This is a genomic window from Bacillus sp. ISL-7 (assembly GCF_018613065.1).
This window is the reverse complement of the sequence record NZ_JAGGQW010000020.1, coordinates 1-11,480: the sequence shown is the minus strand read 5'-3', so window position 1 is coordinate 11,480 and position 11,480 is coordinate 1. Positions and strand designations below refer to the sequence as shown.

Sequence of the window (11,480 nt, the reverse complement as noted above, 5' to 3'; positions counted from 1 at the left end):
TTATTTCACTGGCTTTTTTAAGAAACCGATTAATAGTGCTGATACAACTGATCCAACTAAAATAGCTAGTGCGTAAAGAAGGGCTCCATTCTCAACCAATGGGACTACAAATATTCCACCATGTGGTGCGCGGAGACCAATTCCGAACGCCATTGAAAGTGCACCTGCGATAGCTGAACCAGCCATAACGGAAGGAATGACACGCAATGGGTCAGCTGCAGCAAAAGGGATCGCCCCTTCGGTAATGAAGGATAATCCCATTACATAACATGCTTTACCAGCATCTCTGTCTTGGTCATTAAATTTATTTTTGAAGAATGTCGTTGCAAGAGCAATTGCTAGCGGCGGTACCATACCTGCAGCCATAATCGCTGCCATTGGTTCATAAACACCACTCGCTAATAAACCTGTTCCAAATACATAGGCAGCCTTGTTAACTGGCCCCCCCATATCAAACGACATCATAAGACCTAGCACAATACCTAATAAAACTGCATTACCTGTCCCAAGTCCTGTCAACCAATCAGCAATTGTTCCATTTAACCATGCAACTGGTTTATTCACTACATAAAGCATGATGAATCCTGTGATGGCAATTCCAAAAAGAGGGTACAGTAAGATACTCTTAATACCTTCTAAAGATCTAGGCAGTCCGGCAAATACTTTTTTCAGAAGAAGGACAACATAACCTGCGAGAAAACCAGCAACTAAACCGCCAAGGAAGCCTGCTCCGCCACTTGCCGCCATCATACCGCCAACCATACCTGGAGCAAAACCTGGACGATCTGCAATACTTAGAGCAATAAAACCTGCTAAAACAGGAACAATGAGTCCAAATGCGTTACCGCCGCCAATCGTCATTAATGCTTCTGAGATCTGGTTGTAGGATGGATCGTCAGGCTTAAATGAGTTATAACCAAACATAAAGCAAATCGCAATAAGAATTCCACCGCCGACAACAAATGGAAGCATATTAGAAACACCATTCATTAGGTGCTTATAAAAGCCTGTACGTGACCCTTTTTGATCGGATCCCTTTTCACTTTGTCCGCCATTTCCTCGAAATATAGGTGCATCCTGCTTTAGCGCTTTATCAATTAATTGTTCTGGGCGACGAATTCCTTCTGCTACTGCTGCTTGAATGACATGCTTGCCGTTGAATCGTTCCATTTCCACATTGATATCTGCAGCAATAATGACTGCTGTTGCATTTTCAATTTCTTCCTTGGTCAGAATATTTTTTGCGCCGCCAGAACCATTGGTTTCAACCTTAATATCTACACCCATTTCAGATGCTTTTGCTTTTAAGGAGTCGGCGGCCATATAGGTGTGTGCAATACCAGTTGGACATCCTGTAACAGCAACTATTAAATTCTTTTTACTTATTGTTACTGTTTCTTGTTTTTCTTCTTTATCATTTCGGTTAATGGTGTCAATGATTTCTTCAGGAGTGGTTGCCTTTAGAAGATCGTATCGGACTTCTGCTTTCATTAACAAACCAGAGAGTCGGGCTAACGCTTCTAAATGTGTATTATTCGCACCATCTGGAGCAGCAATCATAAAAAATAGATGTGCCGGTTTACCGTCCAATGATTCATAATTAACACCTGCAGCTGATTTACCAAAGACAATAGCGGCTTCTTTCACTACTTTTGTTTTAGCATGCGGGATAGCGATCCCATCCCCAATTCCAGTTGTACTTTGCTCTTCACGCTTTAGGATCGCTGCTTTAAATTCAGTACGATCCGATATTTTCCCTGCATTAAAAAGAACATCAACCAGCTGATTAATCGTTGCTTCTTTTTGATTGCCTTCAATATTTAAAAGAATCGTATTTTTTGATAATAATTCAGTAATTTTCATGGTTTTCTCTCCCTTAACGGATTTCTTTAATATGAACTTGTGGAAGGAGTTCTTCTACTTTTTCCTTGGTACATAAACCTAGTGAAAAGGCTGTTGCACTTCCTGACGCTACACTATAACGAAAAGCTTCTTCAATATTTCTGGTCCGCCCGTAGGCAGCCAAGAAACCTGCGACCATAGAGTCCCCTGCCCCAACTGAATTTTTCACTTCCCCTTTTGGAACCTCCGCAAAAAGTGTCATTCCGCTATTTATCAGTACTGCTCCTGCGCCTGCAAGAGAAACAATTACATTTTTCGCTCCCATATCCACGAGTCTTTTGCCATATGGGATGACATCAGCTGGGTTTGCAATGGTGGTGTCAAATAATTCCCCCAGTTCATGATGATTCGGTTTGATTAAAAATGGCCGATAAGGAAGAACCTTTTTTAATAAATCACCTTCAGCATCAACAACAAAGTCTGCTCCACTTTCACTGCAAATTTTCACTAGTTCCTCATAGGTTGTTTTAGGTAAGCTAGCGGGGATACTTCCAGCTAGTACTAATAGATCATCTGCCCCTAAGTGGTGAATTTTTTGTTTTAGGCGTATGAAGTTTTGTTCGGAAATATTTGGACCAATGGCATTAATTTCTGACTCTTGACTGGTCTTAATCTTTACATTGATTCGAGTATCTTCATCAACCTGAACAAAGTCTGTATCAATTTTTTCATTATGCAGATATTGCTCAATATAAGCTCCAGTAAAACCACCAATAAATCCAAGTGCCTTACTTTTGGTACCAAATTGGTTTAATACCGTTGAGACATTTATCCCTTTTCCACCAGGAAACTTCGCCTCATTTATAGTTCGATTTAATTCTCCTAGATGAAAGCTCTCTAATTTTACTATATAGTCGACTGAAGGGTTTAAAGTTAATGTATATATCATGATGTCACTACCTTTATCGTTGTTCTATTTACATATTGCTTCTGCGTTTCGTCATCTATATCATTTGTGATAATAATTGCTTCATGGATATCAGCAATTTTGGCAAACGAGATTTCAGCAAACTTTGTATTATCTGCTAAAACATAGGTCTCTCTTGAAAGTGAAATTGCCTTTTGCTTCACCATTGCTTCCTCCTGGTCTGGAGTTGTAAATCCAAATTGTGGATGGATGCCATTAACACCTATGAAACATTTATCAAAACGGTAAAGGTCTAAACCAGCTAAGGCTCCCCTTCCGATGAAAGCATTTGTATTCGGCTTCGCCAAACCGCCAATTAAATAGGTCGATATGCCCTTATCTAATAATGGCTTTAAATGCATTAATCCATTCGTGACAACAACGATCTCCTTTAATGGCAGGAATTCAATCATTTCAATCACAGTGGACCCAGCATCAAGATAAATGCAATCTCCTTCCTCCACTAAATTCGCTGCATATTGAGCAATCAATCGTTTTTCTTGAAGGTTTTTGGAGGATTTCTCAATCATACTTAGCTCTTGAAGTTTCCCTTGTAATCTTGAGGCACCTCCATGGATCCTCTTTAGAAATTTTTGGTCTTCTAGCAAAGAGAGGTCTCTGCGAATTGTTGACTCCGAAGACTCGGTTAATTCCATAATTTCATTAATTTTAATAACATTCTTATCTTTTAACAATTGAAGTATGATTCGATGACGTTCTGGTGTTAACAAGTCATCACCACCTATTTTTTTATTCTTCTTAAGAACATAATACTGAAAACGATTGCAAAAATCAATCATTTTCTTTCAAAATCATTCATAAATTGAATGATTTTGAACGTTATTTGAATTTTTCTACAATACATAATATATCAACTTAAAAACAAGACTTTTCTGCTCCATGTCGAATGATTATGGTATAATATTAATGTATCATTTTAAAATATTGCGGGTGTGGTTTAATGGTAGAATTTCAGCTTCCCAAGCTGACGGCGGGGGTTCGATTCCCCTCACCCGCTCCATAGGACAAAATGGAGAAGTACCCAAGTGGTTATAAGGGGGCGCACTCGAAATGCGTTAGGACGGGTAACCGTTGCGTGAGTTCGAATCTCATCTTCTCCTCCATACATATTCTTTCAAAAAACACGATGTTTTATCGTGTTTATATTAATATAAAAACCGCCAGAAATAATTTCTGGCGGTTTTTGCATGTTCCTTATTGATAAGGACTTAACCATTCAGGGTCCCTATTAATACATAGAGGACATTTTTCCCTTGCAAACTGAAAGGTAGAAAAGGACTGCATACAATCTATGTGTTTTTTTACATTTTTATCTTACCTTAATCCTGCAATAGAATAATCCCATTTATGGAATTACTCACATTTATTTCAAAATGATTTGAAATTATTATGTAAAATTAACACTATTCGAGAAAAATAATAATAACAATGCTACTTCTAGTTTTTCTTGTTGATTTAAATATGTGTATAATAATTAGGATGAATAATTTGAAGAGGATGATACACTTGAACATTACTGGACACTCAGTTGAAAAATTGGAAGATCCATTCGGTTTATTATCAGGTGACCGATATGAGTTTTTCTTAGATCTTGATGTAGATGAAGAGGATGAGCTTTATTCGGATAAAGGAATTGGCCTAAGGGCCATTTTCGTCAGCGACGAAAATGGTGACAAAATAACCAACTTTTATCTTTATGAACAAGGGAGCGAAAAGGTCCTTGACTTTGATCTGGAAGAGGATGAAGAAGAACTGGTCCTTGCCTATTGCAAAGATAACGCAAAAGAATAATAAAAAGGCAGGGAGAAATGAAACCTCCCTGCTGACAATTTGATCACATAAAATTCTTACTATGATTGTGAATTACTTGCAATTCTTTAGTACTTTCAGTCATTTCACTTTTGCAGATCGGACATAGTGGCACATCAGTGCTTTTAAAATTGTCGCGAATCCAGCATTTACAAGTCTCTGAACTACATACCCAAATTTTAGTTTCTTCTAATTTGATTTCCTCATCATTTTTTCTACCAAACGCCAAAACGATCACCCCTTGTAATTAGTGCATGACTGTTTTTAAATACTTAGTTTGCTAGCTAAATAATATGGAAAATATCAAATACATCATTTAGCAGTATCCTATTGACTTTTAAACTATTCTAATTGTGTATAAATCATATATATAAAAGGTGATGCTTAATCATGGTGCATCACCTTTTTTTAAAAGAATTAAACTGTTTGAACGTTAGAAGCTTGTGGTCCGCGAGCGCCTTCAACGATTTCAAAAGAAACTGATTGGCCCTCTTCTAAAGTTTTGAAGCCTTCAGATTGGATAGCTGAGAAGTGTACGAATACGTCTTGACCGCCTTCAGCTTCAATAAATCCAAATCCTTTTTCTGCATTAAACCATTTAACTTTACCGTTGTTCATGGAAAAACCCCCAAAATATAGTTCACTTTTAATTTATCCTACATTTAAAAAAATAAAAAAGACGCACTAACACGTTTGGGCAATAGACATCACCCACATTTTCGTGCAGTTACGACTACTTAAACCAATAAATATTTAACTAACTTAAAAGCGTACCTTTATTTTAACTCATTTCGGCTATTCAGTCAACAAAATTTCAAAAACTAGGAAATTCAGTGAATATATATCAGTTAAAAATATAATAGTTTCCTATCACTCACCAGCCATCAGATTTTTTACGTTGGGGTGAATTGTATTCCAAGAGCAATGAATCCCAATTGAGTTCATAGCTCTTTATTGAAATTACCTTGTAAAAATATTTCCATGAAATTGACGACAAATTTCTGTAAATCCGCTTCCATGCCAATGTAATCAAGAGTATTAACCGGTTCTTTATCAGGTTTTGGTCGAAAATCAGCGATGCTTTTGCCTTTGGCATTACCAAATTCCTCTACTCTTACTCTTCTCGGGATATATTTTACGAAATCCGGTTCCGTTAATGCCATTAACGGGACCACATCATGTAGTGGTGCACCTTTAATTCCCGGTACATTCTTCTGATAGGCTTTATAGTAATAATCAAAGGCTGGTTTTAATAATGGTTTAAAGGGTGTCGGGCTGTTTTTGCTAAGGAAGTCAATAATATCAGGAGTTATAATTGCTTTGTTTGTTATGTTTAAAGGAAAAAGATGAATATTATGAGCTTTTTCCATAACGGTATCTGCCGCAATTGGATCCACATAAAAATTCGCCTCAGCTTCAGCAGAAATATTTCCAGGGACCAAAAAAGCCCCTCCCATAATATAAAATGAGTTTACTCCCTTTAATGCGTCATTCCCATATAAGATAAACATCAATGCTAACTCAGTCAATCTTCCGACAGAAACAATCACAAGGTTTCCTTTATATTGTGTAACAATTTCAAGAATTTTGTTAATATCATAAACTTTTACATTCTGGATCGTATCTGGAGGCTTGATTGGTCCTAATCCCTCTTTGCCATGTATCTCAGGGTAAAACACTATTGATTCACCTGATATTGGTCCTGCTGCACCTGCTATGATAGGAATATCTGCTCTCCCACCTAAAGTTAACAGGTAAGCTGTATTCTTAACCGATTTTTCTTTCGGTGTATTTCCATAACCACTGACAATACCAACTAGGTTTATTTTCGGATTAAGTAAGGCATACATGATCGCAAACGAATCATCGATACCAGGATCAGCAATCATGAGCACATTATAAGCCATAGCCTCTCCTCCAATTTTTTATATTTATTAAAATTATGCAAAGAAAATGGTTGAAAGAACATGAAAAACCGACCCGAGAGAATTCGAATCGGTCGTTGGCAAATTTCTTAGATTATGCTTCCTTTTTGACCCTTGTTGCTGCTTTCTTTCTAGGAGCTGCCGCTTTTTTGGGTTTTGTGCGATCAATGGATGCCTGTAATGCTGCCATTAAGTCAGTGACATTTGACGCTACTTCCTTCGTTGCAGCTGATACAGTTTCTTGTCCACTTCTTTTAGACTCAATCAATTCCAACAATGCAGTCCGGTATTCATCAGTGTATTTTTCCGGCTCAAAATCTGTTGTTAATTGATCAATCAGTAAGATAGCAGTGTCTAATTCTCTTTTCGTCACTTTGTCTTCTGAAGGTACACTAGGTACATCACCGGCTTTACGAACTTCATCAGGATAATGAATTGTTTCCATGACTAAGACATTTTCATATACCCGTATAACGGCTAATTGCTCCTTTGATCGAATGATGATTTTGGCAAGTCCAACTTTTTGAGACTCCAACAAGGCCTTTCGAAGCAAGGAATAGGCTTTTCCGCCCCCCTCACTGGGAGACATATAGTAGCTTCTATCATAATAGATCGGATCAATTTGTTCCATTTTTACAAAATCAATAATTTCGACCGCTTTCTCTTCGTTTTCTTTTCTTAACTTTTCGAGTTCTTCATTATCAAGGACAACAAATTTCCCTTTTGTATATTCATATGCCTTAACGATATCCTCTGGCTTCACTTCTTCCTCACAAACAGAACAAACCTTTTCATATTTAATCGGGGCATGACATTTGTTATGCAGGGTCCGGAGCTTTATATCTTTATCTTCTGTCGCCGTATGGAGCTTGATGGGAATGTTTACAAGTCCAAAGCTAATACTGCCCTTCCACATCGTATGCATGGTTAATTCTCCAATCTTTTTGTTATTATTGTACGTCACCAAAACAATCACATTCCTAAAAACAATTGGAAAAGGATGAATTCGACGATAATTAAACAAAATAAACTAAAAAAGAAGGGACTTTTTTATGATGAAACCGATGCTGCCAAGTCTTACATTTGATCTACCAGTTCATCCTGATTGGTTCTATGAAGTTAAATATGATGGATTTCGAGCTATTTTGGAATGGGATTCACAAGGAATTAAACTGACCAGCAGGAACGGAAAGTCACTTCTCCCCCAATTTCCAGAAATAAAGGAATTTTTGTTAAAACATGAAAAACAATTCAAACCCTACATACCTCTTCAATTAGATGGGGAGCTCGTTTCATTAGAAAACACGCATAAAGCTAATTTCTCAATGATTCAAATACGAGGCCGATTAAAATCGGAACGAAAAATTAACGAACAAGCTAGCAAGTCTCCATGCCGCTTGATGGTATTTGATGTGCTTGTGATGACTGGAAAAGCATTACATTCCCTTGTTTTCCATAAACGGAAGAAGGAACTCATCAAACTGTTTCAAAAAATCGGATTGGAATTGGAGGCTGACCCCTATGATGAACAATTACTTCAGCTTGTCCAGGCTCATGATGATTTTGATTTGTTATGGGAAAAGGTTGTTTTAAATGATGGGGAAGGAATTATTGCTAAACACAAGAATAGTCTGTGGGAAGAAGGAAAACGTTCCTTACAATGGTTGAAATATAAAAATTGGAAATATGTAAGCTGTTTTATTAATGCTTTTGATAAAACAAATGGTTACTTTTACGTAAGTGTCTATAAGGAAAATAAGATCCATCCTATCGGCCAGGTACTTTTCGGCTTTAAACCGGAGGAAAAACAAGCTTTGCAACAGACAATTAAACAAAATATGCTCCGTGAAGATGCACAAATGATTATTGTTGAACCTGCCATTTGTATAGAAGTAAAATATTTAGAACTCTATGAAAATCAGCTGCGTGAGCCCCATTTTGATCGATTTCGCTTTGATTTAGAACCATCCTTATGTACATACGATCGTTTTATTTTCGCACAAAAGAACTTGCCAGAAGACTTAGATATTACCCATCCTGATAAACCTCTTTGGGAAAAACTTTCCATACGCAAAGCCGATTATATCCTGTACTTACGAGAAATATCACCGTATATGCTGCCTTTATTAAAAGACCGCTTATTAACAGTCATCCGCTTTCCACACGGGATGATCGGAGAAGCATTTTATCAAAAAAACTGTCCAGATTATGCTCCTGAATTTGTGCAGACACATTCAGCCGAGGGGATTGACTATATTCTTTGCAATAATCTTAAAACACTCGTTTGGCTTGGTAACCAATTAGCGATTGAGTTCCACGTGCCATTTCAAACCGTTCATAGCAAGGGACCCAGTGAAATTGTCTTTGATTTAGACCCGCCTTCCATCGGCCACTTTCAATTGGCGATAAAAGCAGCACTTCTAATCAAAGAAGTCCTCGATCAATTGAATTTAATAGGTTTCATTAAAACCTCTGGGAACAAGGGGCTGCAAATCTACATCCCACTACCCGAAAATGAATATTCTTACGATGATACCAGGTTATTTACAAGCTTTGTCGCTGAGTATTTAATTTCCAAGGATCCTGACTCCTTCACGATTGAGAGGATGAAAAAAAAGCGGGGGAACAGGCTATACGTTGACTATGTGCAACATAGCGAAGGAAAAACGATTGTTGCACCCTATTCGATGCGAGGAAACGAACATGCAGGTGTTGCCACCCCCCTTTATTGGGAGGAAGTAAATGAAAAGCTCGAGCTAGTATCGTTTAACATGGAAAATGCGATCAAGCGGATACGCCAACAAGGTGATCCCTTTTCAAATTACTTTCAAACAAAATCAACCCAGGCGTTTGCACCTGTCTTAGAGATCCTAAAAAAAGGCACCAAAAAAGGATAGGAGAGCCCTATCCTTTTATTCCGTCTTCGAGATACCTTTTTGCTTCTGATTGTAACTTCTCATAAGAAGTCTGTTCCATCAATTCCGTTTTCGAAGTGACAGTAAACGCTCCTTGCTCGAGATCAACATTGACTGTCGCATTATAAAGATAGGTAGCATTTCCGATCAAGTCAATTGTATATTTCCCCTCGCTTTCGTGGACTACACACTGGACTCTTCCACCATTATTATAAACATTAACAACTTTTTCGAACTCATTTAATTCTTGTAAACAAGTGACTAGCGTGGAGGCAGACATTGCAGTACCACAGGCATTCGTAAAACCAACACCACGTTCAAAGGTTCTTACATAAATTGAACCAGGTTGCAAGTGTTTAACAAAACTTACATTGACGCCGTCAGGAAACAAATCATTGGGACCATTCACCTTTTCACTAAGTTGTTTTTGGAGGTCACCTTTGAGCTGTTCCGCTTCAACAATGGCGATTAAATGCGGATTCGGTACTGCAAGAGCTGTGAACCTTAAATCCCCTGAAAGTTTTTCAATTCTTTCATTGTAAAGAGTTGGTTTATTTAAATTTAATGGGAGGGCTTTTAATTCAAACAGCACCGGTGAAATTTCCACTTGGTAGGTGTGGATATCTTGTAAAAGGTCGTTTTGTTTGCTTACCTTCAGATTGGCTTTCATCGTTTCAATCACAGCGCTATTTTGCCCTAGATGTTCGCAAACATATCTAGCCACAAGACGCAGTCCATTTCCACACATTGAAGCTTCCGACCCGTCAGAGTTAAATACACGCATTCTTCCATCTGCGTTTTCGCTTTGCATAACGAAAAGAATCCCGTCAGCACCCAAATCGGATTGACGGTTACATAATAACTTGGCGAGGCCCGCTCGTTCACTTTCCGTAAAAGCATATCCATTCGATTTTTCGTCGATTATTAGAAAGTCATTTCCCGAACCATGGCCTTTAATTAAATTGATTTGCATCGTAAAACCCCCACAAAATTGATAAACATGTTTTATTTATCATATCATTCAATGTTCATGAGGGAAACTGTCGATACTTCTATCTTTCGATAAAATATTCGTTAACAATAAATGACATTCGGAGAAGCTTATCCTCCTCTGATAAAGTCTCCCTAAGTGAGAGGACTGGTGTATTAGGTTCTGGAAACAGTGGACTCCATTCAACCGGCATCCATCCCCTTCGAAGCCGTCCGTCCGGAAGGTCATTTTTGTTTATTACTTGCTCATCCATAAAAGTAGATGACCCTTCAACAGCACCAATAAACCTGCCTTTCGAATCTAGTAATTCCTTCTTATTTGTTCTCCAATCTAGTTTCCTTTTTTCAAAGCAGCCTAAATAATGCCTTTTATGGTCAAATACCTCAATCTTTTTGCCAGTAACCTTAAAATATCCGATGGCATCGTTATCCAAATTATAGAGAGCATAAATTTTCGAAATCCTAAGCTTCTTTAAGCCCTGGTTATGAAACCTTTTAATCATCCCTGCTAGATGCCCGTCAGGAAAATAGAGTAGAAGGCGTGGAGAGTTTGTGTTCAGAAATAAGACAAGTAAATGTCGTGTTTCAAATAAAGACTCTCTAATGCGCTTTGAATTTGCCATATTTCTGTCAATGGATATCGACTGCCTTATTCTAAAAAGATAGATTTGAAAACAAATCAAGCTATAAATCAGGAAAGGTATAGTTAATATCATTATTTCTTTGTTTTTAATAATAGAAAGATTGCCAGCAACTATCATAACAGCTGGAATCAGAGCAGCAATACTACCATTTAAGTTCAAATGAGCCGTATCCCGGTAATATTCATTTATTTTCATCTAGAAAACTCCTTATCAATTCCTCTAGTTTTAGTTTATTTACTATTCGACTAAAAAATGATAGGAGATTTCGATTAAAGAACAAAAAAAAGGGATGATATGACTTTGTTGAACTATAACCCGAATATTGGACACTAATTAAAAAGTGCCCCTTATTCGGGTTTTTCTATGT

The 11,480-nt window shown here is 37.6% G+C and carries 11 protein-coding genes and 2 tRNA genes; 4 read left to right on the top strand and 9 right to left on the bottom strand.

Annotation, left to right across the window (positions count from 1 at the left end):
• From J7E66_RS05150 to J7E66_RS05140, 3 genes are read right to left on the bottom strand one after another with little or no spacing between them, the layout of a single operon-like run.
• Positions 1-1,863 (bottom strand): PTS fructose transporter subunit IIABC, encoded by a 1,863-nt coding sequence (locus tag J7E66_RS05150; protein ID WP_214998341.1) that lies wholly within the window; start codon positions 1,861-1,863, stop codon positions 1-3.
• 13 nt (positions 1,864-1,876) lie between these two features.
• Positions 1,877-2,791: a 1-phosphofructokinase gene (gene pfkB / locus J7E66_RS05145; protein WP_214998340.1), complete on the bottom strand. Its 915-nt coding sequence runs from the start codon at positions 2,789-2,791 to the stop codon at positions 1,877-1,879.
• Positions 2,788-3,540, bottom strand: a complete 753-nt coding sequence (locus J7E66_RS05140) for a DeoR/GlpR family DNA-binding transcription regulator (protein ID WP_285289197.1) — start codon at positions 3,538-3,540, stop codon at positions 2,788-2,790. The genes pfkB and J7E66_RS05140 overlap by 4 nt, the downstream gene beginning before the upstream one ends.
• A 216-nt stretch (positions 3,541-3,756) precedes the next feature.
• Between J7E66_RS05140 and J7E66_RS05135 the strand changes: the two genes are divergently transcribed.
• The 3 genes from J7E66_RS05135 to J7E66_RS05125 all read left to right on the top strand — a co-directional run bounded on the left by J7E66_RS05135 (position 3,757) and on the right by J7E66_RS05125 (position 4,621).
• Positions 3,757-3,830: transfer RNA gene (locus J7E66_RS05135), tRNA-Gly, on the top strand.
• Positions 3,831-3,841: 11 nt separating this feature from the next.
• A tRNA-Ser gene (locus J7E66_RS05130) sits at positions 3,842-3,933 on the top strand.
• A 394-nt stretch (positions 3,934-4,327) separates the two neighbouring features.
• Entirely contained in the window at positions 4,328-4,621 is a 294-nt protein-coding gene (locus J7E66_RS05125) for a DUF6509 family protein (protein ID WP_088090517.1), read from the top strand.
• 43 nt (positions 4,622-4,664) lie between these two features.
• Here the strand turns inward: J7E66_RS05125 and J7E66_RS05120 are convergent, their stop codons facing one another.
• From J7E66_RS05120 to ku, 4 genes are all read right to left on the bottom strand, one after another.
• Positions 4,665-4,868 carry a cold-shock protein gene (locus J7E66_RS05120; RefSeq protein ID WP_179195903.1) on the bottom strand — a complete coding sequence of 68 codons (204 nt, stop codon included), beginning with the start codon at positions 4,866-4,868 and terminating at the stop codon, positions 4,665-4,667.
• 188 nt (positions 4,869-5,056) lie between these two features.
• A complete protein-coding gene (gene cspD, locus J7E66_RS05115; RefSeq protein WP_214712564.1) occupies positions 5,057-5,257 on the bottom strand; it encodes a cold-shock protein in 201 nt (66 codons plus the stop codon).
• Positions 5,258-5,580: 323 nt separating this feature from the next.
• Entirely contained in the window at positions 5,581-6,546 is a 966-nt protein-coding gene (locus J7E66_RS05110) for a nucleoside hydrolase (RefSeq protein WP_214998338.1), read from the bottom strand.
• 112 nt (positions 6,547-6,658) lie between these two features.
• The gene (ku, locus tag J7E66_RS05105; protein WP_214998337.1) at positions 6,659-7,489 is read right to left on the bottom strand and encodes a non-homologous end joining protein Ku; all 831 of its coding nucleotides are present in this window, start codon (positions 7,487-7,489) and stop codon (positions 6,659-6,661) included.
• A gap of 130 nt (positions 7,490-7,619) precedes the next feature.
• On the opposite strand from ku, the gene J7E66_RS05100 reads away from it, so the two are divergent.
• Complete coding sequence (locus J7E66_RS05100) at positions 7,620-9,461, top strand: DNA ligase D (protein ID WP_214998423.1); 1,842 nt, start codon at positions 7,620-7,622, stop codon at positions 9,459-9,461.
• Between the two features lie 7 nt (positions 9,462-9,468).
• Here the strand turns inward: J7E66_RS05100 and dapF are convergent, their stop codons facing one another.
• Both dapF and J7E66_RS05090 read right to left on the bottom strand, forming a co-directional pair.
• On the bottom strand, positions 9,469-10,452 hold the full coding sequence (dapF, locus tag J7E66_RS05095) for a diaminopimelate epimerase (protein ID WP_214998336.1): 984 nt from the start codon (positions 10,450-10,452) through the stop codon (positions 9,469-9,471).
• Between the two features lie 79 nt (positions 10,453-10,531).
• Positions 10,532-11,308, bottom strand: a complete 777-nt coding sequence (locus J7E66_RS05090) for a hypothetical protein (RefSeq protein ID WP_214998335.1) — start codon at positions 11,306-11,308, stop codon at positions 10,532-10,534.
• Positions 11,309-11,480: the final 172 nt, after the last annotated feature.

What these genes read in the sequence shown, in the direction of transcription:
- J7E66_RS05150 (WP_214998341.1), bottom strand. Translation starts at nt 1,863, where the DNA reads ATGAAAATTACTGAATTATTATCAAAAAATACGATTCTTTTAAATATT.
- pfkB (WP_214998340.1), bottom strand. Translation starts at nt 2,791, where the DNA reads ATGATATATACATTAACTTTAAACCCTTCAGTCGACTATATAGTAAAA.
- J7E66_RS05125 (WP_088090517.1), top strand. Translation starts at nt 4,328, where the DNA reads ATGATACACTTGAACATTACTGGACACTCAGTTGAAAAATTGGAAGAT.
- cspD (WP_214712564.1), bottom strand. Translation starts at nt 5,257, where the DNA reads ATGAACAACGGTAAAGTTAAATGGTTTAATGCAGAAAAAGGATTTGGA.
- J7E66_RS05110 (WP_214998338.1), bottom strand. Translation starts at nt 6,546, where the DNA reads ATGGCTTATAATGTGCTCATGATTGCTGATCCTGGTATCGATGATTCG.
- ku (WP_214998337.1), bottom strand. Translation starts at nt 7,489, where the DNA reads ATGCATACGATGTGGAAGGGCAGTATTAGCTTTGGACTTGTAAACATT.
- J7E66_RS05100 (WP_214998423.1), top strand. Translation starts at nt 7,620, where the DNA reads ATGAAACCGATGCTGCCAAGTCTTACATTTGATCTACCAGTTCATCCT.
- dapF (WP_214998336.1), bottom strand. Translation starts at nt 10,452, where the DNA reads ATGCAAATCAATTTAATTAAAGGCCATGGTTCGGGAAATGACTTTCTA.
- J7E66_RS05090 (WP_214998335.1), bottom strand. Translation starts at nt 11,308, where the DNA reads ATGAAAATAAATGAATATTACCGGGATACGGCTCATTTGAACTTAAAT.